This window comes from Microbacterium sp. Cr-K20, assembly GCF_000708325.1.
In the GTDB taxonomy this organism is placed as follows: domain Bacteria; phylum Actinomycetota; class Actinomycetes; order Actinomycetales; family Microbacteriaceae; genus Microbacterium.
In genome coordinates this window covers 75577-100819 of record NZ_JARE01000042.1, presented here as the reverse complement: position 1 = coordinate 100819, position 25243 = coordinate 75577, and the positions used below count along the sequence as shown (strand labels likewise).

The window sequence follows — 25243 nt, the reverse complement described above, 5'->3', positions numbered from 1 at the left end:
CTTGGCGGCGCCTCCGGGCGAGCCGATCTCGTCGAAGAACTCGACGTTGGCCTTGTAGTAGTCCTGCCACTCATCGGGCAGGTCGTCTTCGTAGTAGATGGCCTCGACCGGGCACACCGGTTCGCAGGCGCCGCAATCCACGCACTCGTCGGGGTGGATGTACAACGACCGTTCCCCCTCGTAGATGCAGTCGACGGGGCACTCGTCGATGCAGGCCTTGTCCTTCACATCGACGCACGGCAGAGCGATCACATAGGTCATCGCGGGGTCTTCGTTCGGGTCACGCTGTCCTCGTTCGGGTAGATCGGCCCATTTCGGGGCCACAGGACAACCGTAAAACCTCAAGTACACTTGAGGTCAAACCGAGGGAGAGGCATCCGGATGAGCCCGCACGCACCCGACGAGCCGCTGACGATCGGCGAGATGACCCGACGCACCGGGGTCGCCGCCTCCGCCCTGCACTTCTACGAGTCGCTCGGCCTCATCGCCTCGACGCGCACGCCCGGCAATCAGCGCCGCTACGCCCGGCACATGCTGCGGCGGGTCTCGCTCATCACGGTCGCCAAACGCCTCGGTATCCCGCTGTCCGACGTGCAGACGGCCTTCGCCGACGTGCCGCTCACCGAGACCCCGAGCCACGCCGACTGGCAACGCGCCTCGCGGCGCTGGAAGCGCGAACTCGAGAAGCGCCGCGAGGGCATCGAGCGCCTCGAACGCGAACTCACCGGATGCATCGGCTGCGGCTGCCTGTCGATGAAGGCGTGCGGACTGCTCAACCCCGACGACGCCCTCGCGACCCAGGGCGTCGGTCCGCAGCGACTGCAGGACTGAGGAGCAGGCTTCGTAGATCGACGGAGCACTACGCCTGTGAAAGACGTAGAATGGTCGCAGCCCGCCCCCGCTGGGGGTAGGGAAGTAGAAGCCGGGACCCCCGCCCCTCTGGACGGGACCCGGCTTTCGCGCGTCTAGAGCTCGATCTGTTCGATGGTCGTCGATGAGCTCACGGCATCGAACCAGTCGCTCCTGCCGCCGGATATCTTCTCCCCCAGCGCACCGAGTACCTGATCGGCAATCCAGACCATCGGCTCTTCGCTGGGCTGCGCGTGATCGATCCGAAGCCCCTCAGGGAGAGCCCGCTTGCCCCGCAACGCGTCGACAGTGCGGATATCTCTTTGCATCAGCTGCAGCGGACGCGCTTCGAGCGTGAGCAATTGCACACCATGTCCGTCGAGTTGCCACGCGAGCCTCTCAAGACATAGCGCGCGAGCACGTTCTTGCCGACGAGAATCAACCGGCGCTGCCATGACGATGACGTGGTACGAGTCGAAATCTGCGATCGTCGCGATCGATGCATCCCTGGCGCGTCTGTCCTGGTTTCGCCAATGGAGTTTCGGTCCGCGTCGAGGAAGACGCTGCAGCTCGGCGCGCATGTCTTCGCTGCGCGAGGCATCTGCGACCGCAGCGCCGAGAAGGTAGGAAGGACGCTCCACACCCGCTGTCCGAAAGGACTCATCTCCCCACGCCTGCAGCACGAGCGAGTCCATCGTCCAAGGTTAGGTGTCGATGCCACGCGCTCGGCCTGCATACCGGAACGGGGCTGCACCTTCGGGGCAGCCCGGGGAGACGAGCGCGGCGAGGGTCAGCGCACCTCGAAGTCGGCGGAGAGGAGCACCTCGTCGCGCGAGCTCGGACCCACCAGCAGCTCGAACGCGCCCTCCTCGACGATGCGGTTGCCGGCAGCGTCCACGATCGAGCAGTCGGCGACCGGAAGCTCCACGCGCACGCGGGCGGACTCCCCCGGAGCGATGTCGACCTGGCGGTAGGTCTTCAGCTCCTTGTCGGTCCAGCTGACACTCGTGACGGAGTCCCGCACATACACCTGCACCGTCTCGCGCACCGGCCGCGTGCCGGTGTTCGACACCGTGACATGGCCGACGATCGTGTCGGACTCCCCCAGGGAGGTCGCCTCCAGCTCCAGGTCGGAGTACTCCACCGTGGTGTACGACAGCCCCTCGCCGAACGCCCAGGCGGGCGACTGCGTGAGGTCGGCATAGCGGTCGCCGTGCTGTCCGCGGATCTGGTTGTAGTACGTCGGCTGCTGGCCCACGTGGCGGGCGAACGAGATCGGCAGGCGGCCCGACGGCTCGACGGCTCCCGAGATGACCTCGGCGAGCGCACGGCCACCCTGCATGCCCGGGTTGGCCGCCCAGATCACGGCGGCAGCCCGGGACGCGGATGCCGGGAGCACGAGCGGCTTCGAGGCGAGCAGCACGATGACGACGGGCTTCCCGGTCGCGATGAGGGCGTCGATCAGCGCGTTCTGCCCGCCGATCAGCTCGAGCGTCGCGGTCGAGCGGCCTTCGCCGACGAGCTCGATCCGATCACCCACGACCGCCACGACCACGTCGGAGACGGATGCCGCGGCCACGGCTTCCGCGATCAGCTCCGCATCCGGCTCGCAGGCCTTGACCACCGGCGGCCGCGGCTGCTTGTCGGGGAAGAACGGGCCCTTGGGGTCTTCCTCGAGCGTGAGGATGTCGGCACCGCGAGCGTGGGTGACGGTCCAGCCGTCGATCGCCTGCAGACCGTCGAGCACGGTCGTGATCATCTCGCGCGGCTGTCCGTCGAGCCACCCGGCCTGACCCGAGCCGCCGGCCCAGTCGCCGAGCTGCGTCTGCGCGTCGTCGGCGAGCGGCCCGGTGACCGCGACCTTCAGCGGCGCCACGGGGTCGAGCGGCAGCACCCCGTCGTTCTCGAGCAGTACGAGCGAGCGGCGGGCCGTCTCGAGGTTCAGGTCGGCGTGCGCGGCACTCCCCACCACGGCATCCAGCTCGGTGCCCGGCAACCGGGGGTTCTCGAAGAGTCCGAGCTCGAACTTGAGCGTGAGGATGCGGGCGGCTGCGGCGTCGAAGGCGTCCTCGGCGAGCATCCCGCGGGCCACGGCATCCAACGCCCCCTCAAAGAAGGCGGGCGTCGTCATGATCATGTCGTTGCCGGCCCGCACCGCCGCAGCGGCCGCATGCGTGATGTCGGGTTGGATCCGCTGCTCCCACACCATGCGTCCGACGTTGTCCCAGTCGGTGATGAGCGTGCCGGTGTACCCCCACTCGCCACGCAGCACGTCGCTGAGCAGCCAGTCGTTCGTCGTGATCGGCACGCCGTCGGTGGTCTGGTAGCCGAGCATGAACGTGCGGCATCCCTCGCGGGCGACGCGCTCGAACGGCGGCAGGAACCAGGAGCGCAGCTTGCGCCGCGAGATGTCGGCCTCGCTCGCATCGCGCCCGCCCTGGGTCTCGGAGTATCCGGCGAAGTGCTTGGCGGTCGCGAGGATCGCGGTGGGATCATCGAGGCCGTCGCCCTGGTAACCGCGCACCATCGCCGATGCCAGCTCGCCGATCAGGAACGGGTCTTCGCCGAAGGTCTCACTGATGCGACCCCAGCGCAGGTCGCGGGCGATGCACAGCACGGGCGAGAAGGTCCAGTGGATGCCGGTGATCGCCACCTCCTCGGCCGTCGCGCGGGCGACGCGCTCGAGCAGGTCGGCGTCCCATGACGCGGCCATGCCCAGCTGGGTCGGGTAGATCGTGGCTCCCGGCCAGAACGAGTGCCCGTGGATGCAGTCCTCCGCCACGAGCAGCGGGATGCGGAGCCGGGTCTGCGCCGTCAGCTCGTTGGCCTGCAGGATGCGCTCGGGAGAGGTGTGCAGGATCGAGCCGGCGTGCCGCCGACCGATGTGGTCGTCGAGGTCGTCGCGCGCGTCGAGCTGCAGCATCTGCCCGACCTTCTCCTCGAGCGTCATCCGGCTGAGGAGGTCGGCCACGCGCTCGGGGATCGAGAGCGCGGGGTCCTGGTAGGGAAGAACGGTGGTCAGGGTCTGAGAGGTCATCACTTCGTGTTCTGGGTCGAGGTCTTCGAGGAGTCGGAGGTGTCGGGCGAGGCCGCCGACGTTACGGGATCGGGGCTCTTCGGCGGCAGGGGCACGCTGCGGACGGCCGTGACGGCGTCGTTCACGTTCAGCCCCTTCTTCTTCATCGCCCTGGCCCGCTCGCCCGCGGAGCGCAGGCGCGGGTTGACGTACTCGTCGATGCCGAAGTTGATCAGCGAGAGGGCGACGCCGATGATGGCGATGCAGAGCCCGGCGGGCACGTACCACCACCACAACCGCGGGAACGCGCCGTTCTGCTGCGCCCAGAACAGGATGGTGCCCCAGTTGAGGTTGCTCACCGGGATCACGCCGATGAAGGCCAGGGTCGTGAGACCGAGGATGGCCGCCGTCACGGTGCCGACGAAGCTCGAGGCGATGAGCGCCATGAGGTTCGGCAGCATCTCGACCGTGATGATCCGGCGCAGCGGCTCGCCGTTGGCCCGGGCAGCTTGGATGAAGTCGCGGTTGCGCAGCGACATCGTCTGGGCGCGCAGCACGCGCGCACCCCACGCCCACCCGGTGAGCCCGAGCACCGCGGCGATCACGATCAGCGGCGGGTTCTCGAACTGCGAGGCGATGATGATGATGAGCGGGATGCCAGGGATCACCAGGAACACGTTGGTCAGCGCCGAGAGCGACTCGCTCTTCCAACCGCGCACGTAGCCGGCGATCACACCGATCGTGATGGCGATGATCGTGGCGATGAAGGCGGCGAGGAAGCCGACGACGATCACGCCACGGGTGCCGTAGATGATCTGGCTCAGCACGTCCTCCCCCATATGGGTCGTGCCCAGCCAGTGCTCCCAGGAGGGCGGCTGGCGGAGCGCCGCGCGGTCCTTCTGGGTGGGCCCGTAGGGAGCGATCCACGGGGCGAGGATCGCGACGAGCACGAACACCCCGAGGATGATGAGCCCGGCGATCGACTTGGGATTGCGGAACATCGCGAACGCCTGGGCGAGCTGCGACCAGAACGTCTTGTGCGGCGGCGCATCGCTCGGCGGGGTGCGCAGAGTGGCGGTGTCGGGCATGCCGGAGACGACGGCCGATCCGTCGGGCGCGGTGCTCGCTGCAGTGGTGGGAACGGTCATGTCAGGACTCCATCTGGCGCGTGCGCGGGTCGAGGTAGGCGTAGACGACATCCGCGAGGATGTTGGCCACGAGCACCGACAGCGTGATCACGAGGAACACGCCCTGCATGAGGGCGAAGTCCTTGGCGTTGGTCGCATCGAGCAGCAGCTTGCCGACACCCGGATAGCTGAACACCATCTCCATCACGATCGTGCCGCCGACGATGAAGCCGATCGACAGCGCGAAGCTCTGGATCTGCGGCAGCACCGCGTTGCGGGCGGCATAACCCCAGAGCACCCGCTTGTTGGGCATGCCCTTCGCCTGCGCGACCGTGATGTAGTCGTCGTCGAGCACGGTCAGCATCATGTTGCGCATGCCGAGCACCCAGCCGCCGAGCGACGCGACCACGATGGTCAGCGCCGGCAGAGTGCCGTGCATGATCACCTGGCCGATGAAGTCGAAGCTCCACTCCGGGGACTGCCCCTTGTCGTAGGCGTGCGAGGAGGGGAACCACTTCAGGGTCGACGAGAAGATCGCGATCGCGATGAGCCCGAGCCAGAAGTACGGGATGGTGTTGAAGAACGTCGTGACGGGGATGATCGCGTCGAGCCTGCTGCCGCGCTTCCACCCCACGATCGCACCCGCGACCGTGCCGATCGTGAACGAGATGATCGTCGCGATGCCGACGAGTCCCAGCGTCCAGGGCAGCGCGGCGGCGAGCACCTCGGCGACCGGGCGCAGGCCGTGCAGCGTCGAGATGCCGAGGTCGCCACGCAGCAGCATCCCCCAGTACTCGATGTACTGCTGCCAGATCGACTTGTCGGTGTCGATTCCGAGCAGGATGCGCAGCGCTTCCTCGGCCTCGGGGCTCACGCTGCGGTTGCGCGCGAGGTAGGAGCTGACCGCGTCGCCCTTCATGAGGCGCGGCAGGAAGAAGTTGATCGTGATGGCCGCCCACAGGGTGAAGAGGTAGAAGCCCGCGCGTCCGGCGAAGAAGCGCCACGGGACCTTGCGGCTTCCGCGCTCGGCCGTGGTCGCGGTGGTGCCGACCTCGAGCGCGTCGCGGGCAACGAGGTCGTCGTCGTCGAGCTGGGGGAACGCGGTGCTCACAGTGCGCCTCCGTTCGATACTGCCTGTGCGAAGAACTTGTCCGGGTCGGGGGAAGCGGATCGCAGTTCGCGCGTGTACGGGTCCTGCGGGTCGAGGATCACATCGTCGGCGGCGCCGTACTCCACGACGCGGCCCTGGTTGAGGACCATGATCTCGTCGCTGAAGTGGCGTGCGGTCGCCAGGTCGTGCGTGATGTAGAGCACGCCGAGCCCCTCCTCGCGCTGCAGGTCGGCGAGCAGGTTCAGCACACCGAGCCGGATGGAGACGTCGAGCATCGAGACGGGCTCGTCGGCGACCAGGAGCGAGGGGCGGGAGGCGAGGGCGCGGGCGATCGCCACGCGCTGCCGCTGCCCGCCGGAGAGCTCGTGCGGGCGGCGGTCGATCACGGCATCCGCGTCCAGCCGCACACGGTCGAGGAGCCGGCGCACCTCGTTCTCGGTCTCCTTCTTCGGCACCACGTCGTCAAGCCGGATCGGGCGCTCCAGGTGGTACCGGATCGAGTGGTACGGGTTGAGCGAGGCGAACGGGTCCTGGAACACCATGCGCAGCTGCTGCCGGTACTTCCGCAGCCCTTTGCCGCGGCGGGGAATCGGCGTGCCGTCGAGCAGCACCTCGCCGCTGGTCGGGGTCTCGAGCTGGGTGAGGATCTTCGCGATCGTGGACTTGCCGCTGCCGGATTGCCCGACCAGGCCGATCGTCTGGCCGGAGGTGAGGGTGAAGCTCACGTCATCGAGCGCCTTGATCTGGCCGGCGCCGCGGACGTTGTACGCCTTGGTCACCTGTCGGAATTCGAGGGTGGTCATCGCACCAGCACCCCTCTCTCCCCGGTCAACCGGGGGAACGACGACAGCAGCGTCTTCGTGTACTCATGCTCGGGCTGGGTCCAGATGCGCTCGGCGGTCGCGAGCTCGATGATCTCGCCCTCGCGCATGATCGCGATCCGGTCGCTGATCTCCAGGAGGAGCGGGAGGTCGTGGGTGATGAAGATCACCGAGAAGCCGAACTCGTGCCGCAGCTGCGAGATCTGCTTCAGGATCTCCCGCTGCACCAGCACGTCGAGCGCGGTCGTCGGCTCGTCCATCACCATGAGCTGGGGCCGCAGGGCGAGGGCCATCGCGATCATCACGCGCTGACGCATGCCGCCGGACAGCTCGTGGGGGAAGGACCGGATGCGCTGGCGTCCGACCTTCACGATCTCGAGCAGCTCCTCGGCCTCGGCGCGGCGCTGCTTGCGGTTCATGTCGGGGCGGTGGATCTCGAACACGTCCTCCAGCTGCGATCCGATGGTCGCGACCGGGTTCAGCGCGTTCATCGCCCCCTGGAACACCATCGACACCTTGTCCCAGCGGAACCGCTGCATGGCATCCACGTCGAGCGCATTGATGTCGATGTCGACACCGGTCGCATCGTGGAAGGTCACGCTGCCGCTGGTGATGACGGCCGGGGCACGCAGCAGGCGCTGCACCCCGTAGGCGAGCGTGGTCTTGCCGCACCCGCTCTCGCCGGCGAGTCCGAGGATCTCGCCGCGCTGCAGTTCGAGGGTCACGTTCTTCACCGCCTCGACGGGCGGATCGACGTCGTACACGACCGAGAAGTCGCGCACGCTGAGCAGGGGGTCTGGCATGGGGGGGTGTCCTTCGGGTGGGGCGTCCCCGCGGCGCGTTTCGTCTCGTCGCTCCGCTCCTCGCTCAACGACCGATGGGGTGTCCGGTCGTTGAGCGAGCGAAGCGAGACGAAACGCGCCGCAGGATGGTGCTTACTCGGCGGGCTTGAGCTTCGTGAGGATCTGCACGATGTTCTGCTGCGTCGGGTCGGCGGACGCATACGGGTCCTCCTCCGACGGCCAGCCCACGTAGTTGCGGGTGTTGAACTCGCCCAGCAGCGGGTGCGCGCCCAGCGGGATGGCCGGCACCTGCTCGGCGAAGATCGTCTGCAGCGTGTCGAGTGCCGCGGTGCGCTCCTCGTCGGACGAGGCGTTGGCGTACGAGTTCAGCGCGGCCGTCGCCTCGGGGTCGTCGAAGCGGCCGAAGTTGAAGCCGGCCTTGCCGTCCGAGATCCAGCGCGGGTCCATGGTCGAGGTGTAGAGGCCGTAGGCCGTGCCGCTGTCCTCGAGCCAGTGGATGATCGCGGAGAAGGTGCCGTTGTCGCGCGGGTCCGCCCAGCCGCCCCAGTCGGGCATGTCGATCTTGACCTCGGCGCCGATGGCATCGGTCACGTCTTCGGCGATGAGCTCCTGCGCGGTGTTCCAGTCGCTCCACCCGGAGGGGACGGAGAGCGTGAACGAGACGGGCGCGCCATCGGGGTCGATCAGCGCGTCGTCCTTCCAGGTGTAGCCCGCGGTCTCGAGCAGATCGCGCGCCTTCTCGGCGTCGACCGAGTAGTCCACGTCCTTGAACTCGGGCTGCACCTCGTCTTCGAGGATCGACGACAGTCCGGTCACCGACCAGACGGCCTCGCTGGCACCCTCGCGGGCGATGTCGACGTAGGCGTCGCGGTCGATCACCCAGGCGAGCGCCTGGCGGAAGGCCGGGTCGTCGAACGGCTTCTGCTGCAGGTTCATGAACAGCGTCGCCGAGCCGGTGGTGGGAGCTGCCCAGAACTTGTTGTGCTCGGGGTCGACCGACAGGAACTGCTCCTCGATCTGCGGGATGAACGCCTGTGCCCAGTCGGCGTCGCCGTTGGCGAGAGCGGTGGTCAGCGCGGTGTTGTCGCCGTACGAGACGTAGTGCAGCTGGGGCACCGAGAGGTCACCGCCCCAGTAGTCGTCGCGGGCGTCGAGCGTGACCGACTCGGTCGACCAGTTCGACAGCACGTAGGGACCGGTGCCGACCAGGTCGTCACCCTTGACGGGGTTCGTGGCCGGGTCGTCGAGGTTCTCCCAGATGTGCTTCGGGACGATCGGCACGTGCAGGGCGCGGGCCTGGTTGACGTACTTCGACGCGGCGAAGGTCAGGACGACGTTGTCACCCTCGACGACGGCGCTGTCGAGCTGGAGGCCGGCCGTGTCCAGCGCGGGCGTGGAGGCGAGCTCGTACGAGTAGACGATGTCGTCGGCGGTGAACGGTTCGCCGTCGCTCCAGGTGACGTCCTTGCGCGGCACGACCGTGAGGACGGTGTAGTCGTCGTTCCACTCGATGCTCTCGGCGAGCCAGGGGGTGACTCCGCGGTCGCCGGTCTGGTTCACGAGGGCGAGGGTCTCGAAGATCACCTTGCCGTAGCCGTACTTCGAGGCGGACGAGTCGCCGACGAACGGGTTGTTGGATTCGGTGGTGATCGCGCCGTCGGGCTTCGCGATCGTGAGGGCGGCGCCGCCGGCAGCACTGCCGGAGTCGTCGTTCCCTCCGGCGGAGCATCCGGCGAGGGCCGAGATACCGAGGGCGGTGATCGCGGTCGCCGCGATCAGAGACTTTCTGAGCTTCATTGCTTCTCCTTGGGCACGGTCGTTGTGCTGTGTCGCCGGTGGATGGGGGTCCGCCGGCCGTCGTGATTTGCTTACTGTCGAGAAAGTAAGCTTCCGTGAGGTTACCGAGGAGTAAGTTGGATCGCAAGCACGGCTTGCGAGAGAGAGGAGGCCGCGATGGCAGACAGTGACCAGACCGTCCGCGTGCGCCCGGCGACCCTCGCGAAACGCGAGCAGATCCTCAAGGCAGCGGTCGAGATCTTCGGCAACAAGGGCTCGACCAACGGCACCCTCGCCGACGTCGCCGACCAGGTCGGGATCACCCATGCCGGGGTGCTCCATCACTTCGGGTCGAAGCAGAAGCTGCTGCTCGAGGTGCTCTCGTACCGCGACCAGACAGACGTCGCCGAACTCGCCGAGAAGCACATCCCCGGCGGCCCCGAGCTCTTCCTGCACCTGGTGCGCACGGCGTACGCGAACGAGCGGCGCCCCGGCATCGTGCAGGCGTACACCGTGCTCTCGTCGGAATCCGTGACCGACGACCACCCCGGACGCGAGTACTTCGAGGACCGGTACACGACGCTTCGGCGCGAGGTCACCGCCGCCTTCCACGAGCTGTGCGCTCAGGAGGGCGTGCGCGATCCCGACACGATCGCCGACGCGGCGGCCGCGATCCTCGCCGTGATGGACGGGCTGCAGCTGCAGTGGCTCCTGCACCCCGGCACCGTCGAGCTGGGCGGGGCGAGTGAGTTCGCGATCCGGGCGATCGTGAACGCGGTGCTGCGTCCCGGGCCCGAGCTGTCGACGTACAGCCACCCCTGATCCCACCGGGCGCCACCGCTAGGCTCGGGCCATGACGATCGACCTCGAAGCGCTGTACATCGACCTGCATCAGCATCCGGAGCTCTCGTTCCAGGAGACGCGCACCGCCGGCATCGCCGCCCAGCACCTGCGCGATCTCGGTCTCGAGGTCGAAGAAGGTGTGGGCGTCACCGGCGTCATCGGCGTGCTGCGCAACGGCGACGGACCGGTCGTGTGGGTGCGGGCCGACATGGACGCGCTGCCGGTCGAGGAGCAGACCGGGCTCGCCTACGCCAGCACCGCACACGGCGTCGACCCTGCGGGGACGACGGTTCCGGTCATGCACGCCTGTGGCCACGACATGCACGTCACCGCCATGATCGGCGCCGTCGAGAAGCTCGTCGCCGAACGCGACCAGTGGTCGGGCACTCTCGTCGTGGTGATCCAGCCGGCCGAGGAGTACGGCGCTGGCGCGCGGGCGATGCTCGACGCCGGCATCCTCGACCGCTACCCGAAGCCCGACATCGTGCTCGGTCAGCACGTGACCCCGCTGCCCGCCGGCATCATCGGCGTGCGCAGCGGCACCCAGATGGCGGCATCCGACGGCCTGACCGTGACGCTGCACGGGCGCGGCGGCCACGGTTCCCGCCCGCACGCCACCATCGACCCGGTGGTCATGGCCGCGGCGACCGTGATGCGTCTGCAGACCATCACCTCACGCGAGATCGACCCGCAGGGCGTGGCCGTCGTGACGGTCGGCTCGATCCACGCCGGACTCAAGAACAACATCATCCCCGCGGAGGCGAAGCTCGAGCTCAGCCTGCGCTACCCGAACGAGGAGGCGCGCGAGAAGGTGCTCTCGAGCGTCGAGCGCATCGTGCGGGCCGAGGCCGCGGCGTCCGGCGCCGAGCGGGAGCCCGAGATCCGCACCGACCACACCCTTCCCGCCACGATCAACGACGAGGATGCCACGGCGCGGGTGACCGCAGCTCTGCAGCGTGTCCTCGGCGAAGCATCCGTCATCGACCCCGGCATGTTCACCGGCAGCGAGGACGTCTCGTGGTTCGCGCGGGATGCCGGCGTGCCGCTGGTGTTCTGGTTCTGGGGCGGCATCGACCCGGTCCGTTTCGCCGAGGCGAGCGCGGCCGGGCGCCTGGAGAAGGACATCCCGACCAACCACTCCCCCTTCTTCGCCCCGGAGATCCACCCCACCATCGAGGTGGGCGTCACGGCACTGTCGGCCGCAGCGCGGGAGTTCCTCGACTAGACCCGCGGGCTCGGCTCGGCTGCCGGGGTCGCGCTCCCGTCGGAGAAACGCGCTCCCGTCGGCCCTTCTGCCGCAACACGGCCGACCGAAGTGCGGATCTCTGCGGCGGCGCGAGGCACGGAGCGCATGTCCCCCGAATGGCCGATGGCGGGGGTGTCGGATGTCGGCCATGATGACCATATGGTTCCTCGGAAGGGCTCTGCCTCGAGGTCGGAGCGGACTTTCCTGGAGGTACCTCGTGCTCATGCCGTACGCCATCGGTGACGGGCCCTGTCGTTGACCGCGCCGAATCAACCCACGGACGATCTCTCCGACTTCGCGGATCTGATGACCCGCGAGCAGGAGTTCGCCTCCCCTCGGGATCTCGATCCGGAGGCCCACAGGCGAGGCCGACGCCGGGGGCTTCTCATCACCGCCGCCTGCGTGGTGCTGCTGCTGGCTGCGACCGGAGGGTACATCGCGTGGGCTCTCACCGCGCCGGTGAAACCGCCGGCGGTGACGACGCAGATACCCCCGGTGCCGGTCGGCGGTGCCGCGTCCATCGCGGCGGTTCCCGCGGGCGCTTCGGCGATCAGCATCTCCGGCGCGGACGCATACCTGGGTGAGGGGGCGAGCGGAATCTGGTCGTCGAGCGGAACCGGCGATCCGCTCCCCATCGCGAGCATCACCAAGCTCATCACCGCACTGGTCATCCTCGACGCAGTCCCGCTGTCTTCCGCCGACGACCCCGGGCCCACGATCACCTTCAGCAAGGCCGACCACGACCTCTACGACAGGTACTACGTGCAGGGCGCGACCATCGCCCCCATGCCCACGGGCACGTCGATGTCGCTGCACGATGCCCTGGCCGCCATGCTGATCCCGTCGGCGAGCAACTACGCCGAGGCGCTGTCCTCCCGGATCTTCGGATCGCAGAACGCGTTCCTCGGCGCGACTCGCGATTGGCTCTCCGCCCACGGCTTGACGGGCACCACGATCACCGAGCCCACCGGCATCAGCCCGCGCAATACGAGCACGACTGCCGACCTCCTGGCCATCGGGAAGCTGGCCGCGGCGAATCCGACCATCGCTCAGATCGTCGCGACCTCATCGATCTCCCTCCCCGGCGCCGGCCAGCTGCACAACACCAACGGCCTGCTCGGAACGAGCGGGATCACGGGGCTGAAGACGGGCACCCTGGGCCACGGCACGTACAGCCTGCTGTACACCGCGACTCTCGTCGTGGGCACCGCCGAACCGCTCGCGGTGACCGGCGTCATCCTCGGAGGACCGACGCGCGAGTCCGTGAACGGCAGCGTGCTCGCCACCCTGGACAGCATCCGTACCGGCTTCCATGAGGTGCCGGTCGCGACAACCGGACACGAGGTCGGCACGATCTCGACGCCGTGGGGCTCCACCGCGCAGCTGGTCATCGGCGAGGATGCGGCGATCTTCACCTGGTCGGACACCCCGATCGTCGCGACGATGGACATCGACACCCCGCCGACCTACCGCGATGGCACGGTCGTCGGCAGCGTCACCTGGACCGCCGGACCGCACACCGTGACCGCCCCGGTCGAGATCAAGGGGAGTATCGACGCACCGTCCGAGTGGTGGCGGCTCACCCACCCGTCCGAGCTCGGCTGAGCGGCGCAGACTGAGGCGTCCGACCTCGTCGGGCAGTAATCGGAGCGAGGTCTGCGATCCTGCCGGTCGCCGTTCTGCTTCGCGCCGTTCTGGCGCGCTCCGCCGCGGCACGCGTCGACGGGACACGTCGGCATTGACACACCCCGGGACTTGTTTCTATAGTTCATTTAGTCCTAAACAAAGGGGTTCCAGTGACTCAGTCCTCGGCACGGTCCGACATCATGCGCTCCGCCGTCCTCGCCCAGGTCGGCGCGCTCGGCCCCACCTCGCGAGCAAGCCTCGCGCGGCTGCTGAGCGTGTCGCCGGCACTGGTCACCCAGATCACCAAGCAGCTGATCGCCGACGGGCTGCTCGTCGAGCTCGACCACAGCCCCTCGCAGGGCGGGCGTCCCGCACGACTGCTCGGACTCGTCGCCGACGCCGGCCGCGTCATCGGAGTGAAGGTCGCCGCGGACCACGTCACCGTGGTCGAGGTCGGCATCGACGGCACCGTCGTCCGCTCGGCGTCCGAGCCCTTCGATGCCGCGGCCGCGACGGCGATTCCCACCCTCGCCACCCTGCTGCGCGCCTTCATCGCCGGCGGCAGCGACCGCCCTCTCCTCGGAGTCGGCGTCGGTGTGCCGGGAGATGTGGACGACCAGAGTCTCGGCAACGTCGACTCGACGCAGCTGGGCTGGAGCCACGTACCGCTCGGCGACGTGCTCCGCCGCGAGTTGTCGCTCCCCGTGCTCGTCGAGAACAACGTCAACGCGCTCGCGATGGCCGAACTGCTCCACGGTCAGGCCCGAGGACACGACAACGTGCTCGTCGTCACCATCGGCACGGGCGTGGGCGCGGGCATCATCGCCGATGGCGCCGTGCTGCGGGGCCATGGCGGAGGGGCCGGCGAGATCGGCCACCTCCCGACACAGGAGGACGGTCCTCGCTGCGCCTGCGGCGCCGACGGCTGCCTCGAGTCGCTGATCGGCGAGGACGCCCTGGTGACCGCCGCTCGCGAGCGGGGGATCATCGGCGAGGCCGCCGGCATGCGTACCCTGCAGGGCCGCGCGAACGAGGGCGACACCGCCGCCCAGGAGGCGTTCTCGCATGCCGGACACCTGCTGGGACGGGCACTCGCCGGCATCGTCAACACGATCGACCCCGAGATCGTCATCCTCCTCGGCGAAGGCGTCGAGGCGTGGAACCACTGGTCCTACGGCTTCGAACCCGCCCTCCGTTCCGGCCTCATGCCCCGCAAGCGCGGCGTTCCGGTCGCCGTCGAGACCTGGCAGGACGACCGGTGGGCGCAGGGTGCGGCGAGCCTCGTGCTCGCGACACCGTTCGACGCGGCCGGCCGCACCGGCGAGCAGGGCCGACTGGTGCGCGAACGCCTGACCGAGCCCTCCCCGCGCGACGGGTCCCAGGGAGCAGCCCGCTGATGACCGCGGTCGAGTCCCCTCCGGCCGTGAAGGCCCCACCGACGACACCACGTCCTCCCGCACGCGGACGCCGCTCCCGGCGAGCGCGGTACGCGATCACCGTGCTGATCTTCCTGCTCCCCAGCGCCCTCCCGCTCGTCATGTTCACGCTCTACCCCATGGTGGGCGCATTATGGACGAGCCTGCACAGCTGGAACCTGCTGTCGCCGATGCAGTGGGTCGGCTTCGACAACTACGTCAAGCTCGTTCAGGATCCGGCGACGCACCGCGCCTTCCTCAACACGCTCTACTACCTGGTCGGGTACCTGCCGCTCGTCTACTTCGGCGGCCTCGCCCTTGCACTGGCCCTGAACAGCCGCATCCCCGCACGCAACCTGCTCCGCGGCGTCTACTTCTTGCCCGTCGTGACCAGCTGGATCGTCGTGGCGCTCGTCTGGCGCTGGCTGCTCAACCCCGACATCGGCATCGTGAACTTCGTCCTCGGCCTCGTCGGCATCGACGGACCGGGATGGTGGACGGACCCGGCGTGGGCGATGCCCTCGATCATCATCGCGTCAGCGTGGAAGGACCTCGGCTTCGTGATGATCATCCTGCTCGCCGGACTCCAGGCCATCCCCGCCGACCTCTACGAAGCCGCCCGCGTCGATGGCGCCGGCCCTTGGCGTCGGCTCGTGAGCGTCACCATGCCGATGCTGTCGCCATCGACGTTCTTCGTCATCGTGATCTCGCTCATCAACGGCTTCCAGGTGTTCGACCAGGTGTATGCGATGACCGGAGGTGGACCGGCCGGCGCGAGCACGGTCGTGGTGCAGCAGATCTACGACCTCACCTTCCGATACGGGCGTGCCGGGGAGGCATCCGCTCTCTCCTGGATGCTGTTCCTCCTCGTGCTGATCGTCACGATCGTGCAGATCCGCGGCCAGAAGAAGTGGGTGAACTATGCGTAAGCGCCTGGGCACGATCGCCCTGACGGCCGTCGTCGTGGTCGGGGCACTGCTCATGTTCTTCCCGTTCCTGTGGACGATCGTGACCTCGATCTCCCCCGGGGCCGGGCTCTCCTCCACCCCTCCCCTGATCCCGGAGAACCCCTCGTTCTCGGCCTATGCCGAGCTCTTCGCGAACACGCCGTTCGCTCGCGTGGTGCTCAACTCACTGGTCCTCGCCGTCGTCACCACGCTGCTGCAGCTCCTGACGAGCTCGATGGCCGCCTACGTGTTCAGCCGGATGCCCTTCCCCGGGCGGGACGCGGTTTTCGCGGTGTACCTCGCGACCATGATGATCCCGATCCAGGTGCTGATCGTGCCCCTGTTCGTGCAGATGCGCGATCTCCAGCTCGTCGACACCTACCTCGGCGTGCTGCTGCCGAGCGTGGCGAGCGCCTTCGGGGTGTTCCTGCTCCGGCAGGCGATGAACTCGGTGCCGCGCGAACTCGACGAGGCCGCCACGCTCGACGGCGCCGGGCACTTCCGCATCTTCGGCACGATCGTGCTGCCGCTCGTCGGCCCGACGATCGCCACACTCACCGTGTTCGCGTTCATGAGCAGCTGGAACAGCTTCCTCTGGCCGCTGATCATCCTGCGCTCCGCCGAGCTGCAGACGCTGCCCCTCGCGCTCGCCGGACTCCAGGGCCAGTACACGACGCAGTGGGACGTGATGATGGCGGGCTCGGTCGTCTCGATCCTCCCCATGCTCGCCATCTACGTCTTCGCCCAGCGATATGTCATCCAGGGCGTCGCCAGCTCCGGGATCAAGTGACCCGCAGCGCCTGCACCATCTGCACCACCCGATCACGCACCACCCGATGAGAAGGAGAACACCCACCATGTCACGCACAGCATGGACCCCGGTCGGCACCGTCGCCGCCCTCGCGGTCGTCGGACTGACGCTCGCCGGTTGCTCGTCCGGAGGCACGGAAGCCTCCGGCGACGGCGACAAGGTCACCATCACCTACTCGAACTTCATCTCCAACGGCGGGAACGAGGAGAACCTCGCCACCATCGTGAAGGCGTTCGAGAAGGAGAACCCCGATGTGAAGGTCGACGTCACGACCCTCCCGTACGCGGACTACTTCACGGCGTTGCAGACCGACCTCGCCGGCGGCACGGTGTCGGATGTCTTCGACATCGAGTTCGCGAACTACGCGGCCTACCAGGCCAACGGCGTGCTCGCTCCTCTGGACGGCGTCGACACCGACCTGTACCAGGCATCCCTCGCCGACGCCTACGCCACGGACGGCACGCAGTACGCCCTGCCGAGCTCGTTCTCGAACGTCGTGCTGTTCTACAACGCCGACCTGTTCGACGCCGCCGGCATCGAGTATCCGACCTCCGACTGGACCTGGGCAGACGAGCAGGCCGCCGCGGAGAAGCTGACGGATGCCGGAGCCGGCGTCTGGGGCGACTACCAGCCGATCAGCTACCACGAGTACTACAAGGCCGTGGCTCAGGCCGGTGGCGACTTCCTGAACGAGGACGGCTCGGCCGCAGCGTTCAACTCACCCGAGGGCCTCGCGGCCGCCGAGTGGCTGGTCGGCAAGAGCGGCACCACGATGCCGACGGCCGAGCAGGGTGCAGGCACCCCCGACTTCGACAGTGGACTGTTCGCCGAGGGCAAGCTCGCCATGTGGCACACGGGAATCTGGATGTTCGGCGGCCTCGCCGACGCCGGCTTCGCGTGGGACATCGCGGTCGAGCCGGGTGACACCACGGCCGCGAGCGCGCTGTTCTCGAACGGCGTCGCGGTGTCGGCCGGCTCGAAGAACGCGGATGCCGCCCAGCGCTTCGCGGAGTTCCTGACCAGCTCGAAGACCATGGTCGACGTGCGGCTGGACAGCGGGTGGGAGCTGCCGCCGATCGCCGACGAGAGCCAGCTCGACGCCTACCTCGACAAGGGCGACCCGGCGAACCGTCAGGCCGTCTTCGACTCGCTGGAGCAGGTCGCTCTCGCGCCGTCGATCGGGGAGGGCCAGACCGAGATGCAAGACATCGTGAGCGAAGAGCTCACCGAGGCCGCCGCGGGGCGCAAGAGCGTCCAGGAGGCACTCGACTCCGCGGAAGAGCGCGTCAACGCGCTGCTCGGCTGACGCCACACCACCCCGGGGCGGGCCGACCGGCCCGCCCCTCTGACCCCAGGAGTTCCCCCGATGACGTCCCCCGTGCACACCGACCTCGGTGCCCTCCTCGCGCACTCGCGATCCGTGATCACCTCCCTGCAGGAGCCGAACGGCGCCTATCCCGCCAGCCCGGACTTCTCCGCATACCGCGGATACTGCTGGTTCCGCGACGGCGCGTTCATCGCCGACGGCGTCTCGGCGGCGGGGGCGGTCGAGTCCGCGACCGCGTTCTTCGACTGGTGCTCGGACGTGCTGATCCGGCATGAGAGCACGATCGAGGAGATCGTCGCGGGGGCTCGATCCGGGCGGCCGTTGCCCGACGACCGGATGCTGCCCGCCCGCTTCACGATCGCCGGCGACCTCGGCGACGACGACTGGTGGGACTTCCAGCTCGACGGCTACGGAACCTGGCTCTGGGCCGCTGTGGCCCACGCCCAGCGGCACGGCCTCGACGCGCAGCGCTGGCGCCGCGCGGCCGAGCTCACGGTCGACTACCTCGTCAGCTCCTGGCAGCGGCCCTGCTTCGACTGGTGGGAGGAGCACTCCGAGCACGTGCACGTCTCGACGCTGGGCTGCATCGCGGCGGGGCTCTCCGCGGCGGCATCCGGCGGGCTGATCGAGGGCGAGCGCCTGCGGTCCGCGCTCGAGGCGCGGGATGCGATCGACCGGATGCTGCGCCATGACGGAACGGCCGACGGGCACCTGGTGAAGTGGATCGGCGACGACGTGGTCGACGGCAGCCTCAGCTCGCTGATCGCCCCGCTCGGGGTGATCCCGGCCGCTGACCCCCTCGCGGCGGGCACGGTCGGGGCCATCGAGCGCGAGCTCTCGGTCGACGGCGGCGTGCACCGCTTCCGCGCCGACACCTTCTTCGGCGGCGGACAGTGGCCGCTGCTGACCTGCTTCCTCGGGCTCGCGCAGGCCGCGACCGGAGACCGCGACGGCGCGCGGCGCTCACTCGAGTGGGCGGCGAGCACGGCGACCGCCGCACGGATGCTCCCGGAGCAGGTCGACGACCACCTGCTCGACCCGTCGTTCCGTCAGGAGTGGATCGACCGGTGGGGAACCGTGGCGACACCGCTGCTGTGGAGCCATGCGATGCTGCTGCGCCTCGCCGTCGAGCTCGGGGAGGTCGTCGCATGATCCGCCACCGCCCGGCCGGGTCCGGTCATCCGTACTCCGACGACACCGAGCAGCGCTCCCCCGTGCATCCGATCGCCGGCGCGCCCCTGCGCCTCGGTGTGCGGACCTCCGCCGACGCCGAATCGGTCGAGGTCGAGCTCGAGGTCCGGGATGCCGACGGCATGCGCTCCGAGCGGCACCCCCTCTCGCCCGTCGCCCGCTCGTCGCGGGGACAGGCCGTCGACGGCGGCCACCTGGCGTCTGCGCAGGCCCGACAGGATCGAGCAGCCGGAGGGTGGGAGCTGACTCTGCCGGCCGTCGCGCCCGGGACGACGCTGCGCTACCGTTTCACCGCTCTGCGCCCCGGTGACTCCGCAGAGACCACGCGCTGGTTCGACTGCCGTGTCGCGACCTGGCGGCCCGGCGCCTCCGACACGGTACGCGTGAGCGGCTCTCCGTCCGTCGCCGCGCGACCGTCGGAGATCGAGGTTCTGGACGACGGCGAGCGGATCCTGCGCGTGCGCTTCGTCCTGCCGCTGACCGCCGGTGAGCACGTGACCGGTCTGGGCGAGCGCTTCGATGCCCTGGACCACCGTGGCGAACGCCTCGACTCCATGGTCTTCGAGCAGTACAAGAGCCAAGGCGCCCACCGTCGGACCTACCTGCCCATGCCGTTCGCACACATCGTGGGCGGCAGCGGCTGGGGTCTGCACGTGCGCACCTCGCGGCGAGTGTGGTTCGACCTCGGCGCATCGGACGCGACGCGACTCGTCGTCGAGACGGAGACCGACGCCCGCACCGATGCCGAGGCTCTCGATCTCGCTCTGTACGCGGGCACCCCGACCCAGGTGCTCGATGCATTCCTCGACGAGGTCGGACGCCCCACGGAGCTCCCGGACTGGGTGTTCCGGCTGTGGGCGAGCGGCAACGAATGGAACACGCAGGCCGAGGTCGAGCGGCAGATGGATCTGCACCGCGAGCACGACATCCCGGTCGGCTCCGTCGTGATCGAGGCCTGGAGCGACGAGAGCACGTTCACGGCGTTCCGCGACGCGCAGTACGACGTGCGCACCGACGGCGGGCCTCTCCGTCTGGCGGACTTCTCGTTCCCTGCCGAGGGCGCGTGGACCGACCCGAAGGGGATGGTCGACCGGCTGCACGCGCAGGACATCCGCGTGCACCTGTGGCAGATCCCGCTCATGAAGATGCGCCCGCACCCGCAGGGGCAGGCGCGCGCCGACGCGGACGCCGCGATCCGGGAGGACGTGCTGATCAAGGAGGTCGCCCCTGACGGCTCGCTGCGCCCGTACCGCAACCGCGGTTGGTGGTTCCCCCTCGGCCTCATGCCGGACCTGACCGATGAGCGCGCCGCGCACTGGTGGACCGAGAAGCGCCGCTACCTCGTGGAAGAGGTCGGCGTCGACGGGTTCAAGACCGACGGCGGCGAGCACGCCTGGGGTGCGGACCTGCGCTATCTCGACGGCAGCCACGGCGATGAGTCGAACAACCTCTTCCCGGTGGCGTACGCCGCGGCTTACGGGCGGCTGCTCACCTCAGCCGGAAAGGCGCCGGTGACATTCAGCCGTGCAGGTTTCACGGGGTCCCAGGCGCACGGCGCGTTCTGGGCCGGCGACGAGAACTCCACCTGGGAGGCCTTCCGCTGGTCGATGTTCGCCGGGCTCTCGGCCGCCGCCAGCGGCATCCTCTACTGGGGCTGGGACATCGCCGGGTTCTCAGGCGACATCCCGGACCCCGAGCTGTACGTGCGGGCGATGTCGGCCAGCGTCTTCGTGCCGATCATGCAGTACCACTCCGAGTTCAACCACCACCGTCTCCCGTCGCGCGACCGCACGCCCTGGAACATCGCCGAGCGCACCGGAGACCACTCGGTGATCGCCGAGGTGCGCGCGCTCGTGCACCTGCGCGAACGCCTCGTGCCGTATCTGGCGGAGCAGGCGCGAGCGTCGATCCGCACGAGCCGGCCCCTGATGCGACCGCTCTATTTCGACCACCCCGCCGACGCGCAGGTGTGGGAGTATCCACTCCAGTGGATGCTGGGGGACGAACTGCTCGTCGCGCCGGTCCTCGAGCCCGGCGCCGTGGAGTGGCCGGTGTATCTGCCGCCCGGTGACTGGGTCGACGTGTGGACGGGCGAGTCGGTGCCGGGGGGCGCGGTCGTGACGCCCCGCACCCCGCGCGACCGCATCCCGGTTTTCGCCCGTGCATCGTCGTGGCCGGGTCTGCAGGCGGTCTTCGCGATCTGAGCCGCGCCGCGGCCCCGCTTCTCGGCGAGAGCGGGGTCGCGGCGGTGTCCGTCGGCTAGACCCCGACGACCCGCGGGTCGACAGGCGCGGGCGGAGCAGAGCGAGGTGCCGGGGGCGGCGGCGGGGCGAGCTGGCGCTGAGGCACGCCATGCGCCTCGCGGTGCAGGCGCTCCATGCGGCTGTCGAGTTCGGAGGCGGCATCCGCGGCATCCGACAGGCTGTCGACGAGGTGCGAGGGCACCTGGTTCGAGAACTTGTAATAGATCTTGTGCTCGAGACTGGCCCAGAAGTCCATCGCGATCGTGCGGAACTGCACCTCGACCGGCACCGCCAGCGCGCCGGTCGACAGGAACACGGGCACCTCGATGATCGCGTGCAGGCTCTTGTAGCCGTTGTCCTTCGGGTGCGCGATGTAGTCCTTGACGGTGCGCACCGTGACATCGTCCTGCGCGGTGAGGAGGTCGAACAGCCGGTACACGTCGGCGACGAAACTGCAGGTCACGCGCACGCCGGCGATGTCGGTGATCTCGGCGCGGATGCGGTCGAAGTCGGGCTCGTCGATTCCCTTGCGGGCGATCTTCTCGACGATGCTGTCCGGCGACTTCAGCCGGCTCTTCACATGCTCGATCGGGTTGTACGCGTGGTCGTGCGTGAACTCGTCGCGGAGGATCGAGATCTTCGTCTCGACCTCGCGCATCCCGAACTCGTACTCGCGCAGGAACCGCTGCAGCTCGTCACGCAGCACGCGGGCCTGGTTGATCGTGTCCTCGGTGACGTGAACGGTCGACATGGCATCGACGTTACGCGTTCGTGATCGGAAACCGCTGTGGATGCGCGATGTCCTCACGACTCACATGCGGCGGGCTCCGGGGCGCGGGGCTGCGACGTCCGCCCGCGCGTCGACGAGGTGCTGGCCGGAGAGGACACCGGGCAGGCCGCGCCCGGAGCGGGTCGTGAACAACAGGACGACCGCGACGAGGAACAGCGCGGCCGCCGCGAACCCGAAGATCCCGCCGGGCAGCTGAAGAGCGCTGATCCCTCCGATGCCGCCCGCCCAGCGCAGGAGGCGCGCGAACGGTGCCGGCAGACGCGATCCCGTGTAGCGGAGCTGCACGGCGATGTCACCGATCGAACGCCCGCCGATCAGGATCAGCACCAGGAACAGTGCGGACGGGACGATCGTGGCCGCCGCGGACGAGAGAGTGCCGTCGAGCACCGCGGCGCGGTCCTTCACGACGAACTCCAGCCACACCTGCACGGTCACGCCGGCGCCCATGCTCAGGAAGCCGTAGCCGAGGAAGTCGCACAGCATCGCGAGGGCGCGGCGACCGCGGGTGACCGGACGGGGAAGGTCGGCGTCGGGGCGCGCCTCCGCGCCGCGCAGCGACCGCGGGACGACGAGCGCCACGGTGCAGCCGACGACGGCGCCGAGGGTGTTCGTCATCAGATCACCCACGTCGAAGAAGCGATACGCGCAGGGATAGACCCCCCACACGCCGGTCAGCTGCGTCGTCTCGATCAGCAGCGACAGTCCGAATCCGGCGGCGAACGCCACCAGGATGCCGCGACCGGCGAGGACCCGCACGAACAAGCCGAGCGGGAGGAACAGCAGCACGTTGAACACCAACTGCAGCAGGGCCGGCTGCCGCAGCGGGTTGCCCGGCGCCGCGAACGCCTTCTGCACGTCGCGCACGACCGACATCGGATCGGTGATCGCCCCGACGCAGCGGATCGTGTCCGGGTCGGGCAGCGGAAGCAGGGTGTACGTCCAGATCGCCCAGAAGTAGATGAGGGCCGACAGCCAGAGCAGCGTGCGCCCGAGGCCGAGCCGCCCGCGCCGACGGTAGCTGATCGCCACGAACGGCACGAACAGGAGGATGCCGAAAGCCACTCCGATCGCGATGGCGATGAACCCGAGCAGCACCTGATCTTCCACAGCGTGCCAGTGTAGCCGCGGCCGTAAGGATTCCGTGAGGGACCCGTATCCGACCGTAGGGATTCCGTGAGGATCGCGTGAGGATGCCGTCAGCAGGCGTAGTGTCGCCGGACGTGTCAAACGAAAACAGGGAGAGCGCGGACGCGCCCCCGCGCGCGAAGCGCATCATCATCGGGGAACCGCTGACGAGCCAGCAGGTCGACGACCAGCTGCTCCCCAAGCGCATGGCACTGCCGATCTTCGCGTCGGACGCGCTGAGCTCCGTGGCCTACGCGCCACAGGAACTCGTGATGATCCTGCTGATCGGTGGACTCACCTTCCTCTCCTTCACGCCGCTCGTCGCGATCTCGGTCGTGGTGCTGCTGATCGTGGTCGTGCTCAGCTACCGCCAGCTCATCAAGGCCTACCCCTCGGGCGGCGGGGACTACGAGGTCGCGTCGAAGAATCTGGGCGAGATCCCCGGCGTGATCGTCGCCGCGGCCCTCCTGGTCGACTACGTCCTGACCGTGGCGGTGTCGGTCGCCTCCGGCGTCGACAACATCATCTCGGCGGTGCCCGGGCTCGACCCGTTCCGCGTGGAGCTCGCGGTCGGCTTCGTGATCCTCATCATCGTCGTGAACCTGCGCGGGGTCCGCGAAGCGTCTCTCGTCTTCGCGATCCCGACGTACGTCTTCATCGCCTCGGTCGGCATCATGATCGTCACCGGCCTGATCCGCACGTTCCTGGGCGATGCTCCCGTGGCCTCGAGTGCGGAGTTCTCCGTGCAGGCGGAGAGCCTCGGCCAGGCGGCCGTGATCCTGCTGATCCTGCGCGCGTTCTCGAGCGGATGCTCCGCCCTCACCGGCGTCGAGGCCGTGTCGAACGGGGTTCCCGCCTTCCGGGCTCCGAAGGTGCGCAACGCCCAGTCGACGCTGGTGCTGATGGGGTCGATCGCCGCCTGCTTGTTCGCCGGGCTCACCGCGCTCGCCCTCATCACCGGCGTGCACTACGCCGAGAACCCGTGCGACCTGATCGGCTTCGACTGCACGAACCCGCAGCCGAGCCTGATGGCGCAGATCGCCTCGGCCACGTTCGGCGGCGGCAGCATCGCCTTCTTCATCGTGCAGGCCGCGACCGCGTGTGTGCTGCTGCTCGCCGCGAACACCGCCTTCAACGGGTTCCCGCTGCTGGGTGCGGTGCTCGCCCGCGACGGCTACGCCCCGAAGTCGCTCAACACCCGCGGCGACCGCCTGGTGTTCTCGAACGGCATGATCCTGCTCGGCATCGCCGCGATCGCCGTGCTCGTGGTGTTCCAGGCGAAGCTGACCACCCTGATCCAGCTGTACATCATCGGTGTGTTCGTGTCGTTCTCGCTCGGGCAGATCGGCATGGTCCGGCACTGGCGGCGCGTGCTGCGCGGGCCGGTCGAAAGCAAGGCGGGCTCCGGCATCGACGGAGCATCCGCCTCCGATCGTCGTTCGGCGAAGATCGGGCTCATCATCAACTCGGCCGGCGCAGTGATGACCGTGCTCGTGCTCCTCATCGTGACGATCACCAAGTTCACGCACGGCGCCTACCTGGTGTTCTTCGCGATCCCGATCCTCGCCTTCCTCATGCTGGGCGTGAAGCGGTACTACCGCGACGTCGAGCACGAGATCGCGATCGACGACACCACCAAGTTCGGCGCGACCGGCGACCTCGCGATCGTGCTCGTGAACCGACTGCAGAAGCCCGTCGTGAAGGCCATCGACTATGCGATCGCGGCCAAGCACGGCAAGACACTCGCGGTGCACGTGGCCGTCGCCTCCGACGATGCCGCCACGCTGCAGCAGGAGTGGGCCGACCACCTCGTGCCCATCCCGCTCGTGATCGTCGAGTCGCCGTACCGCTCGTTCGCGCAGCCGGTCACCCAGTTCATCAAGCAGTACCGAGAGAAGCACGGCTCCTCCGTCGTGACGGTATACCTGCCGCAGTACATCGTGGGGCACTGGTGGGAGTCGTTCCTGCACAACCGTCGCGCCCGCCGCCTCGCCAACCAGCTGATGCTCGTGCACGGGGTGTCGATCACCCTCGTGCCCTGGCTGCTCGACTCGTCGGAGCTCATCTACGGCCGCCGTTCCCGTCCGCTGCCGGGCCAGGAGCGCGCCGGGCGGCCCGTGGTCGTGAACGGACGCCGCGCGCACCGACCAGCCGGTCCGCCGCAGGAGTAGTCGCC

The 25243-nt window shown here is 68.8% G+C and carries 21 protein-coding genes; 11 read left to right on the top strand and 10 right to left on the bottom strand.

Features of this window, described 5'->3' with window-relative positions; translation table 11 throughout:
* A partial coding sequence (gene fdxA, locus GZ67_RS0106885; RefSeq protein ID WP_029261478.1) for a ferredoxin occupies positions 1 to 261 on the bottom strand: 261 nt, incomplete at its 3' end.
* A 120-nt stretch (positions 262 to 381) separates the two neighbouring features.
* On the opposite strand from fdxA, the gene soxR reads away from it, so the two are divergent.
* Complete coding sequence (soxR, locus tag GZ67_RS0106880) at positions 382 to 831, top strand: redox-sensitive transcriptional activator SoxR (RefSeq protein WP_029261477.1); 450 nt, start codon at positions 382 to 384, stop codon at positions 829 to 831.
* A gap of 134 nt (positions 832 to 965) precedes the next feature.
* Here soxR and GZ67_RS20530 read toward each other — a convergent pair whose 3' ends face one another.
* From GZ67_RS20530 to GZ67_RS0106845, 7 genes are all read right to left on the bottom strand, one after another.
* Complete coding sequence (locus GZ67_RS20530) at positions 966 to 1544, bottom strand: hypothetical protein (protein ID WP_136025652.1); 579 nt, start codon at positions 1542 to 1544, stop codon at positions 966 to 968.
* Positions 1545 to 1639: 95 nt separating this feature from the next.
* The gene (locus tag GZ67_RS0106870) at positions 1640 to 3886 is read right to left on the bottom strand and encodes a glycoside hydrolase family 3 N-terminal domain-containing protein (RefSeq protein WP_197021032.1); all 2247 of its coding nucleotides are present in this window, start codon (positions 3884 to 3886) and stop codon (positions 1640 to 1642) included.
* Positions 3886 to 5013, bottom strand: coding sequence for an ABC transporter permease (locus GZ67_RS0106865; protein WP_029261474.1), 1128 nt, complete (start codon positions 5011 to 5013; stop codon positions 3886 to 3888). The genes GZ67_RS0106870 and GZ67_RS0106865 overlap by 1 nt, the downstream gene beginning before the upstream one ends.
* 1 nt (position 5014) lies before the next feature.
* The gene (locus GZ67_RS0106860) at positions 5015 to 6103 is read right to left on the bottom strand and encodes an ABC transporter permease (protein ID WP_029261473.1); all 1089 of its coding nucleotides are present in this window, start codon (positions 6101 to 6103) and stop codon (positions 5015 to 5017) included.
* Positions 6100 to 6906, bottom strand: coding sequence for an ABC transporter ATP-binding protein (locus GZ67_RS0106855; protein ID WP_029261472.1), 807 nt, complete (start codon positions 6904 to 6906; stop codon positions 6100 to 6102). The genes GZ67_RS0106860 and GZ67_RS0106855 overlap by 4 nt, the downstream gene beginning before the upstream one ends.
* Complete coding sequence (locus GZ67_RS0106850) at positions 6903 to 7727, bottom strand: ABC transporter ATP-binding protein (protein WP_029261471.1); 825 nt, start codon at positions 7725 to 7727, stop codon at positions 6903 to 6905. Before GZ67_RS0106850 ends, GZ67_RS0106855 begins: the two co-directional genes overlap by 4 nt.
* A gap of 132 nt (positions 7728 to 7859) precedes the next feature.
* Positions 7860 to 9524, bottom strand: coding sequence for an ABC transporter substrate-binding protein (locus tag GZ67_RS0106845; RefSeq protein WP_029261470.1), 1665 nt, complete (start codon positions 9522 to 9524; stop codon positions 7860 to 7862).
* A 156-nt stretch (positions 9525 to 9680) separates the two neighbouring features.
* On the opposite strand from GZ67_RS0106845, the gene GZ67_RS0106840 reads away from it, so the two are divergent.
* The 9 genes from GZ67_RS0106840 (at position 9681) to GZ67_RS0106800 (ending at position 21113) form a co-directional block, all read left to right on the top strand.
* Positions 9681 to 10325, top strand: coding sequence for a TetR/AcrR family transcriptional regulator (locus tag GZ67_RS0106840; protein WP_029261469.1), 645 nt, complete (start codon positions 9681 to 9683; stop codon positions 10323 to 10325).
* A 31-nt stretch (positions 10326 to 10356) separates the two neighbouring features.
* Positions 10357 to 11571: an amidohydrolase gene (locus tag GZ67_RS0106835; RefSeq protein ID WP_029261468.1), complete on the top strand. Its 1215-nt coding sequence runs from the start codon at positions 10357 to 10359 to the stop codon at positions 11569 to 11571.
* A 327-nt stretch (positions 11572 to 11898) separates the two neighbouring features.
* A complete protein-coding gene (locus GZ67_RS0106830; protein ID WP_231481720.1) occupies positions 11899 to 13197 on the top strand; it encodes a D-alanyl-D-alanine carboxypeptidase family protein in 1299 nt (432 codons plus the stop codon).
* A gap of 191 nt (positions 13198 to 13388) precedes the next feature.
* Complete coding sequence (locus tag GZ67_RS0106825; protein WP_197021031.1) at positions 13389 to 14615, top strand: ROK family transcriptional regulator; 1227 nt, start codon at positions 13389 to 13391, stop codon at positions 14613 to 14615.
* Positions 14615 to 15562, top strand: coding sequence for a carbohydrate ABC transporter permease (locus GZ67_RS0106820; RefSeq protein WP_081859913.1), 948 nt, complete (start codon positions 14615 to 14617; stop codon positions 15560 to 15562). The genes GZ67_RS0106825 and GZ67_RS0106820 overlap by 1 nt, the downstream gene beginning before the upstream one ends.
* Complete coding sequence (locus GZ67_RS0106815; RefSeq protein WP_029261464.1) at positions 15555 to 16370, top strand: carbohydrate ABC transporter permease; 816 nt, start codon at positions 15555 to 15557, stop codon at positions 16368 to 16370. Before GZ67_RS0106820 ends, GZ67_RS0106815 begins: the two co-directional genes overlap by 8 nt.
* Before the next feature lie 67 nt (positions 16371 to 16437).
* Complete coding sequence (locus GZ67_RS0106810) at positions 16438 to 17697, top strand: ABC transporter substrate-binding protein (protein ID WP_029261463.1); 1260 nt, start codon at positions 16438 to 16440, stop codon at positions 17695 to 17697.
* 60 nt (positions 17698 to 17757) lie between these two features.
* Positions 17758 to 18870 carry a glycoside hydrolase family 15 protein gene (locus GZ67_RS0106805; protein ID WP_029261462.1) on the top strand — a complete coding sequence of 371 codons (1113 nt, stop codon included), beginning with the start codon at positions 17758 to 17760 and terminating at the stop codon, positions 18868 to 18870.
* Positions 18867 to 21113 carry a glycoside hydrolase family 31 protein gene (locus GZ67_RS0106800; protein WP_029261461.1) on the top strand — a complete coding sequence of 749 codons (2247 nt, stop codon included), beginning with the start codon at positions 18867 to 18869 and terminating at the stop codon, positions 21111 to 21113. The genes GZ67_RS0106805 and GZ67_RS0106800 overlap by 4 nt, the downstream gene beginning before the upstream one ends.
* Positions 21114 to 21168: 55 nt before the next feature.
* Here GZ67_RS0106800 and GZ67_RS0106795 read toward each other — a convergent pair whose 3' ends face one another.
* Positions 21169 to 21903 (bottom strand): GTP pyrophosphokinase, encoded by a 735-nt coding sequence (locus tag GZ67_RS0106795; RefSeq protein WP_036303193.1) that lies wholly within the window; start codon positions 21901 to 21903, stop codon positions 21169 to 21171.
* A 60-nt stretch (positions 21904 to 21963) separates the two neighbouring features.
* A complete protein-coding gene (locus tag GZ67_RS0106790; protein WP_029261459.1) occupies positions 21964 to 23049 on the bottom strand; it encodes a VanZ family protein in 1086 nt (361 codons plus the stop codon).
* 83 nt (positions 23050 to 23132) lie between these two features.
* Here GZ67_RS0106790 and GZ67_RS0106785 point away from each other — a divergent pair, with 83 nt between their 5' ends.
* On the top strand, positions 23133 to 25238 hold the full coding sequence (locus GZ67_RS0106785; RefSeq protein WP_231481718.1) for an APC family permease: 2106 nt from the start codon (positions 23133 to 23135) through the stop codon (positions 25236 to 25238).
* Positions 25239 to 25243: the final 5 nt, after the last annotated feature.

Excerpts from the sequence above, each read along its gene's own strand:
- soxR (WP_029261477.1), top strand. The coding sequence starts at position 382 with ATGAGCCCGCACGCACCCGACGAGCCGCTGACGATCGGCGAGATGACC.
- GZ67_RS20530 (WP_136025652.1), bottom strand. The coding sequence starts at position 1,544 with ATGGACTCGCTCGTGCTGCAGGCGTGGGGAGATGAGTCCTTTCGGACA.
- GZ67_RS0106870 (WP_197021032.1), bottom strand. The coding sequence starts at position 3,886 with ATGACCTCTCAGACCCTGACCACCGTTCTTCCCTACCAGGACCCCGCG.
- GZ67_RS0106865 (WP_029261474.1), bottom strand. The coding sequence starts at position 5,013 with ATGACCGTTCCCACCACTGCAGCGAGCACCGCGCCCGACGGATCGGCC.
- GZ67_RS0106855 (WP_029261472.1), bottom strand. The coding sequence starts at position 6,906 with ATGACCACCCTCGAATTCCGACAGGTGACCAAGGCGTACAACGTCCGC.
- GZ67_RS0106850 (WP_029261471.1), bottom strand. The coding sequence starts at position 7,727 with ATGCCAGACCCCCTGCTCAGCGTGCGCGACTTCTCGGTCGTGTACGAC.
- GZ67_RS0106845 (WP_029261470.1), bottom strand. The coding sequence starts at position 9,524 with ATGAAGCTCAGAAAGTCTCTGATCGCGGCGACCGCGATCACCGCCCTC.
- GZ67_RS0106840 (WP_029261469.1), top strand. The coding sequence starts at position 9,681 with ATGGCAGACAGTGACCAGACCGTCCGCGTGCGCCCGGCGACCCTCGCG.
- GZ67_RS0106835 (WP_029261468.1), top strand. The coding sequence starts at position 10,357 with ATGACGATCGACCTCGAAGCGCTGTACATCGACCTGCATCAGCATCCG.
- GZ67_RS0106830 (WP_231481720.1), top strand. The coding sequence starts at position 11,899 with ATGACCCGCGAGCAGGAGTTCGCCTCCCCTCGGGATCTCGATCCGGAG.
- GZ67_RS0106820 (WP_081859913.1), top strand. The coding sequence starts at position 14,615 with ATGACCGCGGTCGAGTCCCCTCCGGCCGTGAAGGCCCCACCGACGACA.
- GZ67_RS0106815 (WP_029261464.1), top strand. The coding sequence starts at position 15,555 with ATGCGTAAGCGCCTGGGCACGATCGCCCTGACGGCCGTCGTCGTGGTC.
- GZ67_RS0106810 (WP_029261463.1), top strand. The coding sequence starts at position 16,438 with ATGTCACGCACAGCATGGACCCCGGTCGGCACCGTCGCCGCCCTCGCG.
- GZ67_RS0106805 (WP_029261462.1), top strand. The coding sequence starts at position 17,758 with ATGACGTCCCCCGTGCACACCGACCTCGGTGCCCTCCTCGCGCACTCG.
- GZ67_RS0106800 (WP_029261461.1), top strand. The coding sequence starts at position 18,867 with ATGATCCGCCACCGCCCGGCCGGGTCCGGTCATCCGTACTCCGACGAC.
- GZ67_RS0106795 (WP_036303193.1), bottom strand. The coding sequence starts at position 21,903 with ATGTCGACCGTTCACGTCACCGAGGACACGATCAACCAGGCCCGCGTG.
- GZ67_RS0106785 (WP_231481718.1), top strand. The coding sequence starts at position 23,133 with ATGCCGTCAGCAGGCGTAGTGTCGCCGGACGTGTCAAACGAAAACAGG.